Here is a 21,732-nt window from a genome sequence, read left to right as displayed (position 1 = left end):
TGTTGTTCCCGCCATCGGTCGCCCCCACGGGACCATCCCCGCGGGTGCGGGGAGCAGCGGCAGCCTGAGCCGGTGTCGGTGGAGCACGCGGGACCATCCCCGCGGGTGCGGGGAGCAGTCCACCTTCGGTGGCCTGCTGCGCCTGCTCGTGGGACCATCCCCGCGGGTGCGGGGAGCAGCGCGGGGGCCGGGGGGCGTAGCGAGGCGGGGAGGGACCATCCCCGCGGGTGCGGGGAGCAGGTTGTCGTCCAACACGTTGATCTGATACCCGTGGGACCATCCCCGCGGGTGCGGGGAGCAGAACGGGATGCCCACCCTGGGCGAGCTGCGGCTGGGACCATCCCCGCGGGTGCGGGGAGCAGACTTGGCGACCTGCGGGTTTACGCGGCAGCCGGCGTGGTTTCCATGAGTTTCACCGATCCCGGCATAGGTCGCATATCGATTTCCTTGGTTCTGTCTTGGCGGCTACCCAAAGATCCAACTCTAGGCTTGCCCCTCTGTGACTGTCAGCCGACTCATGGGAACTGGCAGCGTTTTCTCCCCAGTCTCCATGCTTCCTGGTTGCCCTGTATTCATCTGACATGACAGGCGAGGGGGCTGCCCGTACAGGTCTTCATGCCCGACTGCGCGGGCCGGCGCTGACTGTGTGGGCCAAGCACGACCGTGACTTTGACGGATGGCTGCCGCTGTGGCGGCATATGGATGACAGTGCCGCCGTGGCCGGGCGGCTGTGGGACGAATGGCTGCCGCTGTCCGTACGGACTCTGATCGCAGGTGCTCTGCCCGGCGGGGAGAGCGACGGACGCCGGCTGGTGGTGTGGCTGGCCGGTGTGCACGACATCGGGAAGGCGACGCCTGCGTTCGCCTGCCAGGTCGAGCAGTTGGCGCAGGTCATGCGTGAGCACGGGTTGGAGATGTGTTCGCGGCAGGCGATGGGTGCGGACCGGCGGCTGGCGCCACACGGGTTGGCCGGGCAGGTGCTGCTGGGGGAGTGGCTGGAGGAGCGGCACGGTTGGCCGGTCAGGCAGACGGGGCAGTTCACCGTCGCGGTGGGCGGCCATCACGGGGTGCCTCCCGAGCACGGACAGATCCAGGCCCTTGACCGCCACCCCGACCTGCTGCGGGCGCACGGCCCGAGCCGGACGCTGTGGCAGCGGGTGCAGGAGGAACTGCTCGATGCCTGCGCGGAGGAGTTCGGCGCACGGGATCGCCTGGCGGCGTGGCGGACGGTGAAGCTGCCGCAGCCGGTCCAGGTGCTGCTGTCTGCGTTGGTCATCGTCGCCGATTGGATCGCCAGCAATCCCGATCTCTTTCCCTACTTTCCCGAGGACGTGCCTCGCACTGGCTCCGAGCGCGTCGTCGCTGCCTGGCGTGGCCTGGACCTGCCGGGGCCGTGGCGTGCCGAGGAGCCGGCCGGGGACGCACAGGGGGTGTTCGCGTCTCGGTTCGACCTTCCGCCGGGGGCGAAGGTCCGGCCGGTGCAGGAGGCGGCCGTCGAGTTGGCCCGGTCGATGGAGGAGCCGGGGCTCATGGTGATCGAGGCGCCGATGGGGGAGGGGAAGACGGAGGCCGCGCTGGCTGCCGCCGAGATCCTTGCCGCGCGCTCCGGGGCGGGCGGGGTGTTCTTCGCGTTGCCGACGATGGCGACCGGCAACGCTATGTTCCCCCGCCTCCTGGACTGGCTTGATCGCCTGCCGGCGCCGGAGGGCACTCGGCACTCGGTCCTTCTCGCCCACTCCAAGGCCGCTCTCAATGACGACTTCGTCGCCCTGATGGGCAAGGGCGGGCGGGTTGCCGCGGTCGACGTCGACGGCACCGAGGAGCTTGAGTGGCGGCCGTCGAGCCGGAACCGTACGGCTGCGGCCGAGTTCGTCGCGCACGCGTGGTTGCGGGGGCGGAAGAAGGCCATGCTGTCGTCGTTCGTCGCGGGCACGGTCGATCAGTTGCTGTTCGCCGGGCTCAAGAGCCGGCACCTGGCGCTGCGTCACCTCGCGGTCGCCGGGAAGGTCATTGTGATCGACGAGGCGCACGCCTACGACACGTACATGAGCGTCTACCTCGACCGGGTGCTGTCGTGGCTCGGCGCCTACCGGGTGCCCGTGGTGGTGCTGTCCGCGACACTGCCCGCAGGACGGCGGCGGGAGCTGGCAGAGGCATACGCGGGCAAGGCAACCGGTGACGCCGTGGCGGCATTCGACGCCGTTGCTGAGGCGGGCGACTATCCGCTGCTGACAGCCGTCACGCCTGGTGGTACGCCGGTGATGCGGTGCCCGGCGGCGTCCGGCCGCACCACGGACGTTGAGCTGGAGCGCATCGAGGACGACTTGTACGTCCTGGCCGACCGGCTGGAGAGCGAACTCGTCGGCGGCGGCTGCGTGCTGGTCGTGCGCAACACCGTTCGCCGGGTTCTTGACGCGGCCGCCGCGCTGCGGCAGCGGTTCGGCGACGCGAACGTGACCGTGGCCCATTCCTGCTTCATCGACGTCGACCGGGCCGCCAAGGACGCAGACCTGCTCCGGCGCTTCGGGCCGCCCGGCAAAGCGGAGGGCCGACCCGAGGGAGCGCACATCGTCGCCAGCCAGGTTGCCGAGCAGTCCCTGGACGTCGACTTCGACCTGCTGGTCACCGACCTCGCCCCCGTCGACCTGCTGCTGCAGCGTATGGGGCGGCTCCACCGCCACGTGCGCGGCGGGACAGAGCAGGCCGACCGGCCTGACCGGCTGCGCACGGCGCGCTGTCTGGTGACCGGCGTCGACTGGGCCGGGGACGTTCCTGTACCGGTGCGCGGCTCGGTCGCGGTGTATGGGGCTTACGCGCTGCTGCGCTCCGCCGCCGCACTCCTGCCGCACCTCGAGGGAGGAGTCGACGGCGCGCGGCGCCCGGTGCGGCTGCCGGCCGACCTCAGTCCGCTGGTGCAGCGTGCGTACGCCGACGGCCACGATGGCCCGGCAGAATGGGCGGAGGCGCTCGAGACCGCCCGCACGCGGTACGGAGAGCATCGCGCGGACCAGGCCGAGCGGGCCGCGACCTTCCGGCTCGACCCGGCCGCGAGGCCCGGCAGGCCCCTGTTCGGCTGGGTCGCGGCAGGCGTCGGAGACGCGGACGACACCCCGGCCGGCAAGGCTCAGGTACGCGACAGCCGGGAAAGCCTGGAGGTCGTCGTCGTACAGCGGCGTGCCGACGGCACCCTGGCCACGGTGCCGTGGCTCGAGCCGGACCGCCAGGGTCGCCCCCGCGCGGGACTGGCGCTGCCCACGGACCACGTGCCCACCGCCTTCGCGGCCCGCACAGCGGCGAGCTGCGGGCTGCGACTGCCGATCCAGTTCAGCTACGCCGACGTCATGGACCGGGCGATCGACGAACTCGAGGAACTGCACATCCGGGCCTGGCAGGTGAAAGGCAGTCACTGGCTCGCGGGTCAGCTGATCCTGCCGCTCGACGAGGACTGTCAGACCCACCTGGCAGGCTTCGCCCTCCGGTACAGCAAGAGCGACGGCCTTGAGGTGACCCGTGCCGCAGGCTAGGTATCACGGCGAGTGGCACGCGATGTGGGTATCCCCGCAGAGGCGGGGAGCAGTGTTGATACGCCCCTCAGACTGGGGCCATCCCCGCAGGAGTAGTGGGGAGCAGCGCTGCATGCTACTTGAACTTCACCCATTGGCCGGGGATCAAGTTCTTGGCCTGTCGCTCCACATAGCCGAAGAGCCGCGGAGATCGGGTCACCTCTCCTTAGACGGTCGGCGGCCCTCTGCCCAACGGACCAACGGCAGGCCAGCTACCGCGGAGACAGCACTCGCTAGGGCTGTGGCCGCTCCCCATTGGGCGCCTTCATCTTCAGGACCGCCTAATGGCAGCCAGCGGCCAACCAAGAGACCTAACCAGAAGATCACGACTACCGCTCCTGTCGCCAGGATCCAACGGACCCAACCACTCAAGTCGCAACTCCCCTTAGACTGTTCCGTAGTTGATTCGAGCACTCTAGAGGATCCGGGGCTTCGTATGGCAATTGCTGGTGCAGCTCGGACAGTCAGTGAGGGTGAACCTCTGGGCGCTCCCCAAAGGCCAGCCCTTGGGAGAACTGGTCACTCTGGCCGATTCGACGAGGACTGTCAGACCCACCTGGCAGGCTTCTGTCTCCGCCACAGCAAGAGCGACGGCCTTGAGGTGACCCGTGCCTGAAACCGATCATTCCAGCGGCGACGGCGTGCTGTCGTTCGACCTGACCACCCGGCCGTGGATCCCCGTGCTCCGGCGCGACGGCAGCCAGGACGAGCTGTCGCTGCGCGAGGTGTTCGAGCAGGCGCACGGACTGCGGCGGGTTGTCGGTGACCTGCCTACCCAGGAGTTCGCCCTAATGCGCCTGCTGCTTGCCGTCGCGCACGACGCGCTCGAGGGCCCGCAGGACATCGAGGTGTGGTCGGAGCTGTGGGCGGACGAGAGCTGCTTCACTCCGGTGGGGGCGTATCTCGAGGCGCATCGCGGCCGGTTCGACCTGCTGGACGGCGACGCGCCGTTCTTTCAGACGGCTGCACTGCGCACGGCGAAGGACGAGGTGTTCTCCCTCAACCGGATTGTGGCCGACGTCCCGAACGGGGAGCCGTTCTTCAGCGCCCGGATGCCCACCGTCGAGCGGCTCACGTTCGCGGAGGCGGCCCGTTGGGTCGTCCACGCGCATGCCTACGACACCTCCGGCATCAAGACCGGTGTGGAGGGCGACGAGCGGGCCAAGGGGGGCAAGGTTTATCCGCTCGGTGTCGGTTGGGCCGGGGCCCTCGGTGGCGTGTTCGTCGAGGGCGGCACGCTGCGCGAGACGCTGCTGCTGAATCTGGTGGCCGCCGACACCTCCAACCTGGAGATCGACGGCGGTGACGCCCCGGCATGGCGCCGGGAGCCGTGCGGCCCGGGTGGCGCGGAGCGCGCCCCCACGGGTGTACGCGACCTGTACACGTGGCAGACGCGGCGCCTGCGGCTCCACTTCGACGATGCCGGCGTGCATGGTGTCGTCCTCGGCTACGGCGATCCGCTTGCCGCACGTGACCGTCAGCACCGGGAGCCGATGTCTGCCTGGCGGCGCAGCAAGCCTCAGGAGAAGAAGCTCAAGAAGACTCCGGTCTATCTGCCGCGCGAGCACGCTCCCGAGCGCTCCGCGTGGCGCGGGATCGGCGCCCTGGTCGCGAACGAGGCCGGCAGTGCTCAGGGCTCGGAGGCGCCTGCCTACTTGCGGCCGGGGATCCTGGAATGGGTGGCCCGCCTGGTGACGGAGGGAGAGCTGGAGCGCGGCTTCCTCGTCCGGGGCCGGATCGTGGGCGCCACATACGGCACGCAGCAGTCCGTGATCGACGAGATCGTCGATGACCACGTTTCCATGGCCGTCGTCCTGCTCCACCGGCAGGACCGGCGTTACGCCGAGCAGGCGGTCGCGGCCGTCGCGGATGCCGACCTTGCCGTCAACGCGCTCGGCGATCTCGCCACCAACTTGGCCCGCGCGGCCGGCATCGAGACCGAAGGGCCCCGATCCGCCGCTCGTGATCTCGCCTACGGGCTCTTCGAGGCGCCGTACCGCACCTGGCTCGCCCGCCTCGCCGACACCGACGACCCGTACGCGCGGCGCACCGACTGGCAGCAGCAGGTGTACGAGACCGCCCTCCGGCTCGGCGACCGGCTGATGGCCGCAGCCGGGGACGCGGCCTGGCAGGGGCGAACCGTGCAGCTCAAGCACGGTACGGAGTGGCTCAACTCCGCGCTCGCCGACAAGTGGTTCCGCGCCGCGCTGCGCAAGGGCCTGGGACGCCCCGACTCCTCCGACATGCCGCCGGACGCGGACACGGCTCCGGCTTCCGAGACCACTGTGAAGGCACCCGCATGACCACCGTCACCGCACCTGGCGCCCCGCGTACCCGGGTCGCCCGGCTCGCCGCCGACCACATCGCCGCCCTGCAGCAGGGTTATGTCGCCGACCGGTCTCACGCTGTCGCAGCCCTGGCCCGGCTCCGGCGCGGCGCCGGCCGGGAGTCCGGGCAGCTGCCCGACCTGTGGGCCCTGATCGACACCGGTCCCCTGCACGACACCCCTGAGGGCGATCGGGCGCTGAGCGAGAGCGAACTGGTCCGGGCCGAGGACGCCCTGCACGTCGCGCTCACCCTCTACGCCCTGCACCAGCAGTCCCGCTCGGCCGGCATGCACCAGGCAGACCGGCCCGACCGCCGCCGGGGTCTGGGAGCCGCGGTGCGCCGGATGATGAAGCCCGGCGAGATCGACGAACCCGTGCACAAGCGCCTGGTCCGGGCCGGCACCGCCCCCGACCTGGCCACCCTCGCCCAGCGGCTTCGCGACATCGTCGTCCTGCTGCGCCGCGAGGGCTTCGAGCTCGACTACGCGCTGCTCGCCGGCCAGCTCTACACCTGGCAGTGGCCCGGTGGCGCGGACATCGTCCGCAGGGAATGGGGCCGTTCCTTCCACGCCTGGCACGACAAGCCCAAGAGCGGCAGCCGGCCCTCCGCCGCCGGTCAGGCCACTGACTCAGACACCACCAGCTCCACGGACACCGACAAGGACGCCTCGTGAACCGCATCTTCCTCGACGTGCACGCCCTGCAGACCGTCCCGCCCAGCAACATCAACCGCGACGACACCGGCGCGCCGAAGACGGCTGTGTACGGGGGAGTGCCGCGCGCCCGCGTGTCCAGCCAGGCGTGGAAGCGCGCCACCCGGACCTACTTCGAGGGCGAGCACCTGCTGGACGCGAGTGAGCTCGGGGTGCGGACCAAGAAGATCGTGGAGGCGGTCGCCGGCAGGATCACCGCCCTTGACCCCTCGCTCACCGACGAGACGGCCCTGCGGATCGCGGACGAGACCGTGAAGGCCACCGGACTGAAGACCGAGGTCCCCAAGCGCAAGGCCGACTCCGCCAAGGAGGGCGAGCCGGCCCCGGCGCCCGAGGCGAAGTACCTGGTGTTCCTCAGCGCACGGCAGCTCGACGGCCTGGCCCGCCTCGCCGTCGACGGCGCAGCCGACATCACGGCCTTCCTGAAGGACAAGAAGAACAAGGACAAGGCCAAGGAACTCGCCGACACCCGCCACTCCGTCGACATCGCCCTCTTCGGCCGCATGGTCGCCGACGTCCCGGACATCAACGTCGACGCCGCCGTCCAGGTCGCCCACGCCATCAGCGTCCACCGCGTCGAGAACGAGTCCGACTACTACACCGCCGTCGACGACAAGAACACCGACGCGGAGACCGGCGCCGGCATGATCGGCACCGTCGACTTCAACTCCGCCACCCTCTACCGCTACGCCGCGCTCGGCGTGCACCAACTGGCCGCCAACCTCGGCCAGGGACTGCGCGAGGAGGAATCCCGGTCCGAACCGGTGCGCCGGGCCGTCGAGGCCTTCGTCCACGGCTTCGTCGCCTCGCTGCCCACCGGCAAGATCAACACCTTCGGGCACCACACCCTCCCGGACGCCGTGATCGTCAAACTGCGCACCACCCGGCCCGTCAGCTTCGTCGCCGCGTTCGAGGACCCGGTCCGCGGCGACCAGGGCGGCCACGTCCGCGAGGCGTCCGAGCGGCTGGCCGAGTACATCCCCGACATCGAACGGGCCTACGGCGACGAGGACTCCACCCTCACCTGGGTGCTGCGCGTCGGCCCGAACACCCAGAAGCTCGCCGGGATCGGCACCGAGTCCGACAACCTCGGCGAGCTCGTCGCCGCCGTCGGGAAGGCCGTCGTCGAGCGCCTGGAGAAGCCCGCATGAGCGTGCTCACCCTCCGGCTCGCCGGCCCCCTGCAGTCCTGGGGGGCCTCGGCCCGTTTCGCCCGCCGCACCACCGAGTCCGCCCCCACCAAGAGCGGCGTCGTCGGCATGCTCGCCGCCGCCGTCGGCATCGAACGCGGCGACGACGACAGGCTCGCACCACTGGCCGCCCTGCAGTTCGGCGTGCGGATCGACCAGCCCGGCACCCGGCTACGGGACTTCCACACCGCTCACCATGGCGTCACCGGCAAATCTATGCCCCTGTCCGAGCGCTTCTATCTCGCCGACGCCGTCTTCGTCGCCGCCCTGGAAGGCGACCGCCCGCTCCTCGCCGACCTGCACGCCGCGCTCCGCGCCCCCGTGTACGCGCCGTTCCTCGGCCGCCGCTCCTGCCCGCCCGCCCTGCCCGTCGAACTCGGCGTCCACGACAAGGGCAGCCTGATGGACGTACTGCGCGAGGTGCCGTGGCAGGCCGGCGCCTGGTACCGAAGGCAGTACCACGGCCAGGACGACATCGAACTGACCGTGCTGCGCGAGGCGCACGAGCACGAGCTGGCTGCCGCGGACACCCTGCGCGACCAGCCGCTCAGCTTCGCCGCCGAACACCGCCGCCATACCCTGCGCACCCAGATCACCTCCAGCGTGCGCATCTCCAACCCGGCCGCCCGGCAGCTGCCCCGGCACGACCCGTTCGACGCCCTGGACGAAGAGAGCGCCTGATGTTCCTCACCCGCTTCCGCGTGAACACCGCGCGCCCCGGCGCCCGCCGCCTCCTCTCCTCGCCCCAGGCCATGCACGCCGCCGTGATGTCGTCCTTCCCCAACCTGCTGCCCACGGACACACCCACGCCCGACGGCCCGCGTGTGCTGTGGCGCCTGGACCACACGGCCAGGGCCGAGGTCATGCTGTACGTCGTCAGCCCCGACCGGCCCGACCTGACCCACCTCGTCGAGCAGGCCGGCTGGCCCGCCGCAGCCACCGCCGACCCGTCCCAGCCCGGCTGGCAGAGCCGCCCCTACGCTCCGTTCCTCGACCGCCTCGCCACCGGTGACCAGTGGGCGTTCCGCCTCACCGCCAACCCCGTCCACCACGCCCGCCGCAAGGACGGCGAACCGACCAAACGCACCGCACACCTCACTCCCGTCCACCAGATGGGCTGGCTCCTCAAGCGACAGGAATCCTGCGGCTTCCGCATCGTGGAGAAGTCCGACGACAAGCGCCTGCTGCCCAGCGGCACCACCCACACCGGGCAGCCGCACCACGGCGACCGCTACGAACTGACCGTCCGCGACAAACGCGCCCTCGCCTTCGACAAATCCCGCAGCCCCGGCGCCGCCAGCCGCAAGGCACCCGTCAGCCTGGTCACCGTCACCTTCGACGGCCGGCTCGAGGTCACCGACCCCCAACTCCTGCGCCGCACCCTGACCCACGGGATCGGCAAGGCCAAGGCCTACGGCTGCGGCCTGCTCACCCTGGCCCCGCTCGACACGACAGGAGCGAGAGAGTGACCACGGTCTCCCGACGCACCGCGCTCACCCCACGCCAGCTCACCCGCACCGGGGAACGGCTCTCGTTCGTGTACCTGGAGCGCTGCACGGTGCACCGGGACGCCAACGCCATCACCGCCGAGGACGCCGACGGCACCACCCACATCCCCTCGGCCACCATCGGCACCCTCCTCCTCGGACCCGGCACCCGCATCACCCACCAGGCGATGAGCGTCCTCGGCGAGACCGGCGCCGCCGTCTGCTGGGTGGGGGAGCGGGGCGTGCGCTACTACGCCGGCGGCCGCGCCCTGACCCGCTCCTCCGCACTCGCCGAAGCGCAGGCCGTGCAATGGGCGAACGTCCGCAGCCGGCTCGCCGTCGCCCGCGCCATGTACCGACTGCGCTTCCCCGACGAGGACCCGGCCGGCCTCACCCGCCAGCAGCTCCTCGGCCACGAAGGCAGCCGCGTCAAGGACTGCTACCGTGCCCAGTCCGCCCGTACCGGCGTCCCCTGGCGCGGCCGCCGCTACACCCCCGGCGACTTCACCAGCGGCGACCCGGTCAACCAGGCCATCACCGCTGCCGCCCAGTGCATGTACGGCATCGCGCACGCGGTCGTCGCATCCCTCGGCTGCAGCCCCGCCCTCGGCTTCGTCCACTCCGGCCACGAACTCTCCTTCGTCCTCGACATCGCCGACCTCTACAAGACCGAGATCGGAATTCCGCTCGCCTTCGACATCGCTGCCGAGGACGAGGAGGACGTCGGCCCGCGCACCCGCCGGGCGCTGCGAGACCGTATTAACGAGACTTCTCTGCTGGACCGCTGTGTCAACGACATCAAGCGCCTTCTGCTGCCCGAGACTCCCGCGACCGGAGCGACGAACGACGACCTCGACGTCGTCACCCTCCAGAGCGACGGCGGCCACACCGTCACGGCGGGCCGCAACTACGGCAGCGAAACCGACGACCACGACGCCTACGAGGTTACGGAGGGCGCCTGGTGACCGTCATCGTCCTCACCAACTGCCCGCCCGGCCTACGGGGCTTCCTCACCCGCTGGCTACTCGAAATCTCCGCCGGCGTCTTCATCGGCAACCCGTCGGCGCGCATCCGCGACCTGCTGTGGGAGGAGGTCCAGCAGTACGCCGGCCAAGGCCGCGCACTGCTGGCCCACACCACGAACAACGAACAAAGCTTCACCTTCCGCACCCACGACCGCAACTGGCACCCGGTCGACCACGAGGGCGTCACCCTGATCCGCCGCCCGAACGCCCAGAGTTCCTAGAACGCCGTTTCCACCCCGCCGAAGGGCTGGAGCAACGCGGCCAAGCGCCGCCGGTACGGCAGGTGATAGGCAATCAGGCCCTTACGTGCGAATTGCCGGAGTCGGTGAAACTACTTCAGAACGGTCCGCCTTCCTGACAAAGCCGCAGGTCACGAAGTGTGCTCCCCGCACCCGGGGCGATGTTCCCCCCTAGGGTGTCCGCCATGACCGCACCAGTCCGTGCTCCCCGCACCCGCGGGGATGTTCCCTGAAGCGCAAGGTGGCGGCCCTGGAGGCCAAGGTGCTCCCCGCACCTCAAGACGAAGTTCCGCCCCGCGGCCCAGGACACGGCAGAGGAGGCGGCAGAAGCCACCTCCGACACCCCTGTTGAGGAGCCGGAAGCTCTCCAGGGGCCGCGGCTACGCGCTGTCTGACCATCGGGCGTATCTCCTCCAACGGCCTGATAGGGGTGCCGGTAGCGATCAACCTAATCCGTAGTTATGAGCGTTCTGCAGGAGCGGGTGCTTCTCGGAGCGTTCGAGTACCAGACCGTGACATCCAGGTGCAGCCGGGCCGTGGAGGCCTCAACGTAGATCGGTGCGCGGTCTGGTGCGAGTGGTGGCGGTCACGTGGGCGTCGGGCGGACTCCTTTGCTCAACCCGGCGTGAAACGCCTCACCGAAGAGCGGCGGCGTTCGGCGTCTCCGTGGCCGCCACCACTTTCGTCGGAGCCGGACGGATACCTGAAGCCAGCCTGGCCCATGAGGTCTCGGCTGGTGCCGTCCGGCGTCGACGACCCCATTGCCTTGATTACTCGTTGCCATTGGTGGTGCGAGCCCGCCGCACGGTGACCTCTCGATATGCCCGAGCCGCTTGAGCTCCTGCTGAGACCGAGGCCCGTGGGGTGCGCTGGTGCCACGAACGGCTAGTGAGGTGGCGGCCCGACCGCGATGCGGTCGAGGCCTGGGATTAGGTCGCTGCGTGGCCCGCATGCGCTCGTGACCAGCGCAAACACCGAGCCCTGGGTAGGGAATCTTGATCTACTGCGGAATCGACTGGGCGGAACGAACCCACGACGTCGCCCTGGTCGACGACACCGGCCAACTGCTCGCCAAGCGGCACATCACCGACGACGCGGCCGGCTACAAGATCCTGCTGGAACTGCTCGCCGAGTACGGCGACACCGAGGAGAACCCGATCCCGGTCGCGATCGAGACCTCCCGCGGTTTGCTGGTCGCCGTCCTGCGGACGGGCAAGCGCAAGGTGTTCGCGATCAACCCGATGGCCGCCGCCCGCTACCGCGACCGGCACAGCGTCTCCCGCAAGAAGTCCGACCCCGGCGACGCCCTCGTCCTGGCCAACATCCTCCGCACCGACATGCACGCCCACCGGCCCCTGCCCGACGACTCCGATCTCGGCCGCGCGATCGCCGTCCTGGCCCGCGCCCAGCAGGACTGTGGAACCGGCAGCAGCTCGCCAACCAGCTCCGATCCCTGCTGCGCGAGTACTACCCCGCAGCCCTGGCCGCCTTCGCCACCTGGACCAATGGCCTGTGCCGCCCCGAGGCCCGCGAACTTCTCAAGACCGCCCCGACCCCGACCCGGGCCGCGCGGCTGACCCGCACTCAGATCCAGGCCGCGCTCAAACGCGCTGGCCGCCAGCGCGGGATCGAAGCCGAGGCCGAGCGCCTCCGCGAGGCCTTCCGCGCCGAGTGGGCCCATCAGCCTACCTCTGGTCGAGGACGCGCTCGGCAAGCAGATGCTCGCCCTCCTGATCCAGCTGGATGCCGCCTGCACCGCCGCCGACGATCTCGCCGAAGCGGTCGAAGAGGCCTTCCCAGCACCCGGACGCCGAAATCCTGCTGAGCTTCCCCGGGCCTCGGCATCCAGCTTGCCGCCCGGGTCCTGGCCGAGATCGGCGACGACCGCACGCGCTTCGCCGGCGCCCGCGGCCTGAAGGCCTACGCCGGCTCCTCACCCATCACCCGTGCCTCCGGCAAGAAGTCCGCCATCACCAGACGGTGGGTGAAGAACGACCGGCTCAACCACGCCGACTACCTCTGGGCCTTCGCCTCACTACGAGCGTCCACCGGGGCCAACGCCCACTACCGACGCCGCCGCGAACAAGGCGACTGGCACGCGGCCGCCCAACGCAACCTCTTCAACCGCATGATCGGCCAGCTCTACCACTGCCTGACGCAGAGCACGACCTACGACGAGTCGCTCGCCTTCGGGACCCCTCCCATTGAGGCCGTTGTCGCCGCGGCTTGAGGTGTTCAGCGGGGAGCGAGGCAGGCTTCGAGGGCGGCTCGCTGTTGTGGGGGCAGATGGTCGCCGAGGGGCACTTTGCGGGGGCTGTGCTCGCCCTCGCAGAGCCAGCTCTGTTCGTCATCGTCGAACCACCAGTCCTCGGCGTCCCACATGGGGTGCCCCTGAAGCAGGTGTCTGGCCAATGCCTCGCTCGCCTCGGGCGCACCCTGAGCGATCAGAGCCTCCACCACCGCCGTCACGGCCTCCTCCGGAACCGCCGCGTCGCCGAGAACAGGCAGAAGAAGGAGGAGACGGCCGTGAGAGTCAGTGACGCCTGCCGCACCCGGTGGCGCCTCCAGCAGGGCGGCGAGCTCGGGCCAGCACAGCCCCGGTCCGATGCGGTCCTGATCGTCGCTGGCCAGGACGAGATCCTGGCTCCAGTCAGGATGCGTGAGGAAGTAGTCCGTGGTCGTGAACTCCTCGCCGCTGTTGAAGTGCACGACGATCGCGAAGCCGCCGACCAGCGGCACCGTGAACATCGGCCACGCCGACCGGTCGTGAAGCGTGTCCAGCATGGCGTCCGCGTCGCCCGCGTCCGATCCGAAAGCCTCTGGCGCGAACCCGTCAGCCAGGTCCGCCAAGTACGCGGGCCAGAAGCCCGGCTCATCCAGGAGCGGGTGCCCGTCCACGACGGGCGACGAGGAGTACCAGTGCCGTGCCATCACCATGCCGGGATTCTCTCCAAGCCCGGTCGGAAGTGTTCGAAGACCCCGGCCCTCACGGCCGACCGACTTGACGGCATAGCAACATGAGGTGTCTTCGGTGACACACGCTCAAGGTTCGATGACACGGGACACAGGGCGGCCCTGCCCGGCTGCGGTGTCGGGTGCACGACGGGCCCCGTGGACCGCCCGGACGCTCACCGCCGGAGGGTAGCTGGGCTAGCCGTCCGATTCGTTTTCGAGGCGGCCCGCGTGGTCGGGGCCGGGGTGGTCGACGTCGGGCACCATGGGGTGGTCGTAGTCGAACTCCACTTTGTCAAAGGAGTCGCTGGTGATGGGTGGGGGGTCGTTGTCGGCGATGATCAGTTGCAGGCGTTCGCCGTACGCGTCGGCCAGAGTTCTGAATCGGCTGTAGATCTCGGCCTCCCGTTGCCGGTCGGACTGGTTGTTCCCGAAGGCTTTGCGTGGTGAATCGATCACGAGGAGCGACGGCACGAGAACCTCGGAGTGGTCGAGTCCGAAGGCGAGGAGGGTGAGGCTGTAGGCGAGGTTGACGGATGTGGCGATGCCGCCGCCGGATGCCTGCAGGCTCTCAAAGGGCTGTCCATTGACGACGGGCAGATAGGTGTCGCGGTCGATGACGGCCGTGTCGACCCAGGGCAGATTCCAGCCGGTGAGGAGCCGGCCGAACTCGGTGCTGAGGTCGTCGACCAGTGTCTGGCTGGCCTTGAGCTGCTCGGATTTTGCCTTGATGGCCTTGATGGCCTTGTTGACCCGGCTGCGTTCCGCCTTGATCGAGCGGATGTCCGCGTCGATGGTACGTACCCGTGCCCAGGACTCGCGCAACTGGGTGATGGCATCGATGGTGGCCTTGAGCCCGGCGACGCGGGAGCTGGCCTCGGCGATGGCGTCGAAGCGGGATGCGGGCGAGGGCGGCGAGGTGCTGGGCCGCGCGCGGAGTGAGGATGAGTTCGGCGGCCGGTGGCGTTCCGTGGCGGTGGAGGGTGATGCCGGCGCCGTGGAGGAACTGGGGCAGGGTCAGCTGGTAGGTGATGGCGAGGCGCTGGGTGTAGGAGGCGGTCGCTTCGCTGGGCAGTGGCCGTACGCGGAACACGCCCGGTGCTGCTGACGGGGTCCGCAGCCACGCCCCTGCGGTGTCGACGCTGGTGTGACGGGCCAGTGATCTTCAGGTGTCTTGGATGTTCTGGTCTGGTGTTCCGTCTTTGCGTTGGGATTTTGAGCTGGGGGAGCGGTTGCGTTCGGGCGTGGTGGGCGTGGCTGGGGATTGTGTTCGGTTTGGTTGTTCGGGGGCTTGGTCTGCGGTCCGGTAGTTGTGTGGGATTGATCTTGGCTTTCCCGTCGATGTAGTGGTCCGTCTATAGGCAGCTGCACTCTTTGGGGCTTGGGGTTCCGGATGGTGCTGGTCAGTGGCGTGTGTGGGTGAGGAAGACGCGGAGGGGGTCGTTCGCGTTGCTGGCCAGGCGGGGCAGTTCGAGTCGGTGGGCGATGAGGGTGTGGGTGCTGTCGGTGTCGTGGTGTGGCTGGTTCGGCAGCACGGCGAGTGTGCGGGCGAGGGTGACGGTTTCGGGGTAGGTCACCAGGTCGCGTGCCAGGAGTGCGGGGGAGGCGCTGCTGGTGGTGGTCAGGTGGGGGCTATCAGCGATCAGTTGGGTGAGGCGGGTGTGCCAGCGGTGGGTGAGGTGTTGCTGGTGGTCGTACCAGCGGGTGGTGATGGCGCGTGCTGTGGTCCAGGCGGTGGCGGCTCGGGGGTGTCGTAGCAGGCGCTGGTGGGCGTAGCTTGCGGCGGTGAGCTCGGGCACGGCCCCTGTGCGAATGGGGGAGGCGAGCCGTGGGTCGGGAGTGGCTTGCTGGTGGCGCGGGCACACCAGCCGGTGCGGCGGTGGGTGTACCCAGGCGGCGTGGGTTGCGCTGTGGCTGCGGTGGCGGGTGCACAGGGTGCAGGCGCGGACGGGCTGCTGTGCGGCCTCCAGCCGTTTCCAGCGTGCGGCGGCTGCGGTGTGGTGGGCGTCGTCGTTGGGGGCGAGGCGGGGCAGGGCGCGTCTCAGGTGGGGGAGTGGGATGCGGGTCAGGGCGGCGAGGTGGTGGCAGGCGGCAGGGCTGAGGTGGAGTTCAGCTGCCGGCAGGGTGCCCTGGCCGGTCAGGGTGATGCCGACGCCGTCGAGGAGATGGTGGAGCGTCAGCCGGTAGGCGATAGCGAGGCGTTGGACATATGAGGCGGTCGCCTCAAAGGACAGTGGCCGTACGCGGAGCACGCCCGGTGCTGCTGACGGGGTCCGCAGCCATGCCTCTGTGGTAGGGACGCTGCGCTGCGCGGGAGCGGCTGGGGCCGTATCCCGGGCCGTGACGTCTGTCCGGGTCACGGGGTGTTGGTACTGCGGCTTCGGGGCCGGGTGTGGGGTCGGTAGTGCTGTTCTGCGAGGTGGTCGAGGCGGATGGCGTCGAGGGTGGTCTTGGTGATGCGTTCGGTGCCGTCGACCAGGGCGGTGATGGCGGCCTGGCGGATGAGGCGGGCGAGGCTGCCGATGCGGCCGGCGGTGCGCTCATGCAGGTAGGGGGCCAGCTTGGGGAGGGTTCCGGGCCGATGGCGGCGCAGGTCGAGTGCGCCTTCCATGGCGGTGATGAGGTCGCGGAAGGGCTCTTCGTCGCCGAGGCGGGCGGGGAAGGCGGCGCAGTCGATGAGGGAGGCGCGTCCGGCGAGCTGGGCGCCGCGTACCCCGGTGAACAGGGGTGTGGTGGTGACGTCGATGCCGGCGTAGACGAAGGTTGCGCCGATGCGTTCGGTGAGGTCTTTGATCAGGTCGGCGCTCTGGGCGCCGGTGGTGGTGCGGGGGTTGAGCCGGTGGATTTCGTCGATCATCACCAGCTGGACGCCCGCGGCGGTGTAGGTGTGGCAGACGGAGTTGGTGATCTGGGCCTGGGACATGCCGGTGGTGACGGGGATGCCGAGGTAGCGGGCGAACTCGATGGCGAGGGTCTTGGCGCTGGCGGCGGGTGGGACCAGAACGTAGGCGACCGGGGCCTGCCCGGCTGTTGCCGTGGTGCCGTGACGTCGGGTGTGGGCGAGGTGGCAGGCGCGTCCGACCTGGAGCAGGGCGGTGGTTTTTCCGGCGCCGGCGGGGCCGGTGACGATCAGGGACGGCCGTGCGGTGACGGTCTGGTGGCGGCCGAGGAGCATCAGGGTGCGCACGTTCTTGGCGAGGGTGTCGATGGCCGGGGTGCGCACGGTGACGAACCGCGAGTGGTAGGCCAGGCGCTCCTCGAGGCTGCGGTGCGGCGTGCCGGGTGGGGGAGGAGCGGCCACGGGGGTGGTGGCGAAGGCCTGGAAGCCGTCCCAGGTGGTCACCGCCTGTGGCGGCGGATCAGGGGCGTCGCCGTCGGCGCTTGCCGCGGCACCGGTAGGCCGGTCCGCCGCTGACAGGGTCCTGTCGGCTGGTGCATCGTTCGTGCCCGGCGAGGTGTTCACCATTGCTCGGCTTCCGCTTCGGCGTCCCACAGCCCGTACCCGCCTGCCTCGGCCGGCAGCACGCTCGCGCCCTCCGGCTCGCTCGTGCCGGTCTCGGCCGCCGTGTCGACGCTGCTGAGGTCGTCCAGGCTCTCGCTCCAGTCCGGTGCCGGGGCCGGTGCGGTCTCTGCGTCGAGTGGGCGCCGCTGGCCTGGAAGATCGGGCAACTGTGCTGCCGTACCGGAGCGGGAGGCTCTCCGACGGCGGGTCTTCTGCTCGGTCTCGGCGGGGTGGCGGGTGCGGCGCAGGAGCTGGTCGAGGGCGTCGGCGAGGTCGGCCTCATGCTGCTCGCGATCCCCGCGTTGTTCGACCTCGGCCTGGACGTGGCGCCAGATGGCGTCGTTGAAGGGCTGGTGGACGTGGTCGCCATGGATCCACGGGATTTCGTGGAGCTGTCCGTCGGTGAGGCGGACGAAGATCTGGCGGCCGTCGTGGGGGTTGTAGTGGACCTCCCACTTGCCGTCCTTGCTGGTGATGGGGGAGCGCTCGCCGCGGTGGGGGTCGAGGATGTCGTGGTTGTAGGTGCGGTAGTCGAGGCGGATGCCGCGTTCGGTGATGGGCTGCCAGCGCACCGGCAGCAGTTCGAGGTAGTCGGCCCCGGTCAGCGGGACGGGCACGTAGCCGCTGATGGTGATCAGCGCGGCCCACATCTGGTTCGGCGTGAGGGCGGTTTTGGGAAGGACGGGGTGGCGCAGTCCGTCGTGGGGCCGGTTCTGCCAGCCGCAGGTGATCCATTCGTCGAGGAAGTCCTGCAACTGCGGAACCGTCCACCGTGCTTCGGCCGCCGTCGCTGAGCCGCGGCGCTGGGGGCTGGAGCCGGTGTGGCCGGCGACGTGCTGGCAGAACAGGTCGTTGATCGAGCCGAAGGTTCGCTCCACCACGCCCTTGGCCTGAGGCCGCCTCGGTGGAGCGGGCTGCACGCTCACCCCGAGTGTCTCGCAGGCGGCGACGAAGCCCTGCGAGAGGTAGATCTTCCCGCGGTCGACGACGATCGTCTCGGGCACGATCACCGGCCGCGAAGCTGCTCCCTCCAGCCGTTCGTCCAGCGACAGCATCCGCTCATAGGGCACTTCGGCCCGAGACAGATGCAGCGCTGAGGGCCAGGTCGGCCGGGCAGGATGCGGAACAGCCATCTCCGCCAGGAGCAGTGCGGCGTCGACGGCTTTGGTGCTGTGCGGGCGCAGGACGGCGGCCAGGATGGAGCGGGTGGCGACGTCGACGGCAATCGTCAGCTCCGGCCGGCCCAGGCTGCCGTCCTCGAGGACGGCCATGATGTCCAGACGGGTGGTGTCGATCTGCACCTGCTCCCCGGGCCGCAGCACCACCGGCGCCGACGAGGCGCGGGCGGGTGCGGTGGCGGTGCGCGCCGGGCGTCCCGGACGGTCGGCCGGGTCGGCCAGCACGCTCACCAGCCGGTAGAACGTCGAGCGTGACGGCATCTCCACCACCCCGCGCCCGTGCGTGTCCTCCAGGATCTGCCCGACCAGTACCTGCAGTCCCTTCACCGTCCCCTTCGACCGGCCCCGCTGGCGCCGCAGCGCCTCCAGCACCGCGGCCACGACCCGCTCGTCGGCATACCCCGTCGGATGACGGCCACGGGCCGGCACCACGCGCTTGTCGACCAGCCCCCACAAACCCTGCTTGCGGTAGGCGTACCGCATCCGCTCCACCGTCGTACGCGTCACCCGCGCGAGGCCGAGCGCCGCCAGCTCCTTCGCCTTGGCCGCGTCCCGCTGCGCCAGGGTCCACCGCTCGGGGTCGTACTCCGGCCGCATCGCCTGCCCCTCGCGGCTGCCCTCAGGATGCGGCCACCCGGTCTCGACCTCGCGGATGTGGGGCAGCCAGGCCAGCGCCCGCTGCTGGGCCGCCACAGGAACGGTCTCGAACAGTCCCCACTGCGGTACCACGTCCGGCGCCCGTGCGCCCACTACTTCGAAGCCCGGATCGGCGAACAACCGCCCCAGCAGCAGTCTCGTTTCGGTGCCGTCCTCCTGCAGCAGGTAGACCTGCTGGCCCTGCAGGGCGGCGACCTGCCAGGTCTGTTTCCGGTAGGCGACGTGCGCGCCGACCTCCACCACCGGCCGCCGGCTCTTACCGTGTGTGCCGCCCACTGCGCTCACTCCTTCCTCGGCCGCCGCCAGCGCCCAGCCGCTCTTCGACGCCCCCGCCACTGCGTTCTGCGTCAGCGCAGACCAGCGTCTCCTCGTGCAGCGGCTCATCAAGAGGCGTCGTCAGATGCCCGCACCACAGTGCGTGATAGACAGCTGGCAGCACTTGCAGAGGATCACCCATCGCGGCTGCGCCGTCGGCCAATGGCCGGGGCCCGGCGAACGCTTCAGCCAGAGCGGCCTGCAGCCCGGGCGGGCCCTGATTGCGTGGGTGGCGGTAGCCGGCCAGCCATCGCAGGTTCGCCGCCACCACCGCTGGAGGTGGCTCGAGGCGCCGGTAAGCCCAGCCCACGCGGGCACACGCCGCCTCCAGGACTATCCGCGCCCGCTGCGCCCCGTCTCCACCGGCGGTCGGGCTGGATGGGCAGTCGGCGAGCAGGCCGGTGCCGTCGGCGTACCGGGCGAACAGCTGAGGCACCCATGAGCGCACCCGCCCGTCGGCCGCGTCCCGCCACAGCAGCCGTACCGGACGGGCGGCCAGGCCGGTCACGTCCGGATTCCGGTCCAGGACCATCAACTGGGTGCGCATCGTTGCCGAACCGTGTACGACGTGCCGTCCAGTGGTCGCCGACCACCACCAGCCCGGCCCCCACCGGCGGCCCGGAACGACCGGAAACGCGGATACCGGCGCTAGGTCCTCGAACCGCACCGACGCCGCCGCCTGATCCCACGGCAACTGCGTCACCTGCCCGGCGGCCGTGGTGAACGCGGCCTCGATTCCCGCACTGCCGCCCCCTGCGGCAGCCTGCTGCACCCGCCTGCTGTGCTCGTGCCCCTCCACACTCAACAGCCAAGTCCATGGCGGGCTGCTGGACGCCGTGATCCGGATCCGCCACCCGAACGGGTGAACGGCGGCTGCGATGCCGAGCCCCTGCACCGTGGTCAGACCGGGAGATCCTTCAGTTCCTGCAGGAGCCGCTGCTGGCCGGGCAACAGGGTGTGGCGTTGAGCGAGCTGCTCACTGATCCAGGAGCGCAGCTTGGGCGGTGGTTCGAGGCCAGCTGTGAGCAAGAGGCGCAGACGGTGGTAGTCGCGCTGCCAGGCGAACGCCCACGGAGGAAACCACCACGGATCCAGAGCAGCGAGGGCCTGCATGCCCGGCCACGGAGCCGGTGTGCGGCGCGCATGAGCTCCGGCCTCTCCGCGTTTGCTGGCGAGCCACCTGCCCAGAGGGAACCCGTTGTGCTGGACGGGGTGCGGCAGCGCCAGGTGGCCGTGAACGCCGGCGTAGTCCCGGGCATGGGCCAAGCCCACGGCGAAGTCGATCCGGGCGCCGGTGGCACGGTACTGCGCGGTCTGCCTGGCTTGTGCGGCCTCGGAGGTGATGCCGACCTCCCGCAGTAGATCTTGCTGGCGGGGGTGGAGCTCTTCGAACAGGGCGCACTGCGTGTACAGCCATGATGCGGCTGACACCTCCACCCCGGCGAAGCCATCCCCCGGCACCAGCAGCTGACTACTGCCGCACTGCTTGCGGGCGTGGTGGTAGGCGCGTTGCCATGCCATGGGCCACGGCGGGTTCCACCACGGGTCGATCGCGGACAGCGCACGGCTCCGGTCGGTTTCCTTCTCCGCCATGCGGGCCCGGCTGCGTTGGCTCATCAGCCATTGCCCAAGAGGAAAACCGTCCTGCCGCGTGCTCTTGGACGTGGCGAGGTGGCCGTGGACGGCGGCAAAGGCTCGGGCGTAGTCCAGGCCGGCCGCGAAGGCCTGAGCAAGGCTTTTGCGGCGAGGGTGTGCCGAGCGCGCGTGCGCGGGCCGGATTCCGAGATCCGCGAGCAGGCGTTGCTGGCCCACGTGGAGGTCGTCGTACCGGGAACACTGCTCATGGAGCCACTCGCCCAAGGCGAGACTGGTGCCGGGGAATCCCGCCGTGGCGTCGACGAGGCCATGCTTTCGAACGTGTACCAGGGCGCGGTGATACGTCCGTCGCCAGGAGATAGGCCAGGGACCATTCCACCAGGGATCGATGCGATGCAACGCCTGTGCCCGCTCTATGGGGAGCGCTGCTACTCCGGTTCTCTGATTGGCCAGCCACGCTCCCAGAGCAAATCCCTCGTGACGGCCGTACTTGGGAACAGCGAGATGCCCGTGACGCGCCGTGTAGGAACGGGCATGTGCCAAGCCGACCCGATACGCCTGCTCTGCACGGGACAGCCTTCCTCCCACCGGCGCACTGCCGACGTGCTGGAAGCGCAACTCCCGCACCTGCGCCGCAAGCCCACGAGGCCGGTGCGCGACCGGAACCGCCCACACATCTTCCTCGGGCACTGCTCCGCGCTCCCGCCGCACACACGCCCGTACCCAGGCAAACAACGCTCCTGCGCTGGAGGCGGCAAGCTGCTCCACCAGCCACGGGCGGCCCAGACGGCGAGCCAACTCGGTCAGCAGACGGGGAACCTCGGCCAGCGTGTGCGGCATCTGACCGTGCGTGTCCTCCAAGACGCGTTGTCGCCACAACCGGTCACACAGAACTGCGATCTCTCGGGTTGGTGTCGGTGGTGGTGAGAGTCGGTCGCGCTGGTCCGGGGATGGGTGTTGCGGGGCTGGTCAGTGGGTGTTTACGGGTG

At 70.1% G+C, this 21,732-nt stretch carries 14 protein-coding genes, 2 pseudogenes and 1 CRISPR repeat array (1 of these 17 only partly in view); of the genes and pseudogenes, 9 read left to right on the top strand and 7 right to left on the bottom strand.

The genetic code is table 11. The annotated features are described in order from the left end of the window. A CRISPR array of direct repeats spans positions 1-362; the repeat unit is 25 nt; unit sequence CCATCCCCGCGGGTGCGGGGAGCAG (it extends 764 nt beyond the left edge of the window). A gap of 219 nt (positions 363-581) precedes the next feature. The 9 genes and pseudogenes from cas3 to ACFYOP_RS33050 all read left to right on the top strand — a co-directional run bounded on the left by cas3 (position 582) and on the right by ACFYOP_RS33050 (position 12,773). Then, entirely contained in the window at positions 582-3,524 is a 2,943-nt protein-coding gene (gene cas3 / locus ACFYOP_RS33090) for a CRISPR-associated helicase Cas3' (RefSeq protein ID WP_356899074.1), read from the top strand. Between the two features lie 647 nt (positions 3,525-4,171). Continuing rightward, positions 4,172-5,866, top strand: a complete 1,695-nt coding sequence (gene casA, locus ACFYOP_RS33085; protein WP_356899075.1) for a type I-E CRISPR-associated protein Cse1/CasA — start codon at positions 4,172-4,174, stop codon at positions 5,864-5,866. After that, positions 5,863-6,564 carry a type I-E CRISPR-associated protein Cse2/CasB gene (casB, locus tag ACFYOP_RS33080; protein WP_356899076.1) on the top strand — a complete coding sequence of 234 codons (702 nt, stop codon included), beginning with the start codon at positions 5,863-5,865 and terminating at the stop codon, positions 6,562-6,564. The genes casA and casB overlap by 4 nt, the downstream gene beginning before the upstream one ends. After that, positions 6,561-7,754, top strand: coding sequence for a type I-E CRISPR-associated protein Cas7/Cse4/CasC (gene cas7e / locus ACFYOP_RS33075; protein WP_356899077.1), 1,194 nt, complete (start codon positions 6,561-6,563; stop codon positions 7,752-7,754). The genes casB and cas7e overlap by 4 nt, the downstream gene beginning before the upstream one ends. Beyond that, the gene (gene cas5e, locus ACFYOP_RS33070; protein WP_356899078.1) at positions 7,751-8,473 is read left to right on the top strand and encodes a type I-E CRISPR-associated protein Cas5/CasD; all 723 of its coding nucleotides are present in this window, start codon (positions 7,751-7,753) and stop codon (positions 8,471-8,473) included. Before cas7e ends, cas5e begins: the two co-directional genes overlap by 4 nt. Continuing rightward, positions 8,473-9,261, top strand: coding sequence for a type I-E CRISPR-associated protein Cas6/Cse3/CasE (cas6e, locus tag ACFYOP_RS33065; protein WP_356899079.1), 789 nt, complete (start codon positions 8,473-8,475; stop codon positions 9,259-9,261). Before cas5e ends, cas6e begins: the two co-directional genes overlap by 1 nt. After that, positions 9,258-10,244 (top strand): type I-E CRISPR-associated endonuclease Cas1e, encoded by a 987-nt coding sequence (gene cas1e, locus ACFYOP_RS33060; RefSeq protein ID WP_356899080.1) that lies wholly within the window; start codon positions 9,258-9,260, stop codon positions 10,242-10,244. Before cas6e ends, cas1e begins: the two co-directional genes overlap by 4 nt. Beyond that, positions 10,241-10,591 (top strand): annotated as a pseudogene (gene cas2e / locus ACFYOP_RS33055) (type I-E CRISPR-associated endoribonuclease Cas2e). Before cas1e ends, cas2e begins: the two are co-directional and overlap by 4 nt. A gap of 944 nt (positions 10,592-11,535) precedes the next feature. Then, positions 11,536-12,773, top strand: a pseudogene (locus ACFYOP_RS33050) (IS110 family transposase). 5 nt (positions 12,774-12,778) lie between these two features. Here the strand turns inward: ACFYOP_RS33050 and ACFYOP_RS33045 are convergent. The 7 genes from ACFYOP_RS33045 to ACFYOP_RS33015 all read right to left on the bottom strand — a co-directional run bounded on the left by ACFYOP_RS33045 (position 12,779) and on the right by ACFYOP_RS33015 (position 21,583). Next, complete coding sequence (locus tag ACFYOP_RS33045) at positions 12,779-13,480, bottom strand: hypothetical protein (RefSeq protein WP_356899081.1); 702 nt, start codon at positions 13,478-13,480, stop codon at positions 12,779-12,781. A 213-nt stretch (positions 13,481-13,693) separates the two neighbouring features. Beyond that, positions 13,694-14,320, bottom strand: a complete 627-nt coding sequence (locus ACFYOP_RS33040; protein WP_356899082.1) for a hypothetical protein — start codon at positions 14,318-14,320, stop codon at positions 13,694-13,696. A gap of 578 nt (positions 14,321-14,898) precedes the next feature. Then, positions 14,899-15,747, bottom strand: a complete 849-nt coding sequence (locus ACFYOP_RS33035; RefSeq protein WP_356899083.1) for a TniQ family protein — start codon at positions 15,745-15,747, stop codon at positions 14,899-14,901. Between the two features lie 104 nt (positions 15,748-15,851). Beyond that, positions 15,852-16,838, bottom strand: a complete 987-nt coding sequence (locus ACFYOP_RS33030; RefSeq protein WP_356899084.1) for an ATP-binding protein — start codon at positions 16,836-16,838, stop codon at positions 15,852-15,854. A gap of 116 nt (positions 16,839-16,954) precedes the next feature. After that, on the bottom strand, positions 16,955-19,108 hold the full coding sequence (locus ACFYOP_RS33025; protein WP_356899085.1) for a Mu transposase C-terminal domain-containing protein: 2,154 nt from the start codon (positions 19,106-19,108) through the stop codon (positions 16,955-16,957). Further along, positions 19,089-19,919: a TnsA-like heteromeric transposase endonuclease subunit gene (locus ACFYOP_RS33020; protein WP_356899086.1), complete on the bottom strand. Its 831-nt coding sequence runs from the start codon at positions 19,917-19,919 to the stop codon at positions 19,089-19,091. The genes ACFYOP_RS33025 and ACFYOP_RS33020 overlap by 20 nt, the downstream gene beginning before the upstream one ends. Before the next feature lie 128 nt (positions 19,920-20,047). Then, complete coding sequence (locus ACFYOP_RS33015; RefSeq protein WP_356899087.1) at positions 20,048-21,583, bottom strand: helicase associated domain-containing protein; 1,536 nt, start codon at positions 21,581-21,583, stop codon at positions 20,048-20,050. Positions 21,584-21,732: the final 149 nt, after the last annotated feature.

The sequence above is a fragment of the Streptomyces sp. NPDC006294 genome (assembly GCF_042870895.1).
Lineage (GTDB): Bacteria > Actinomycetota > Actinomycetes > Streptomycetales > Streptomycetaceae > Streptomyces.
Note: the sequence above shows the minus strand (reverse complement) of the source record. Positions and strands in the feature narration are given on the sequence as shown.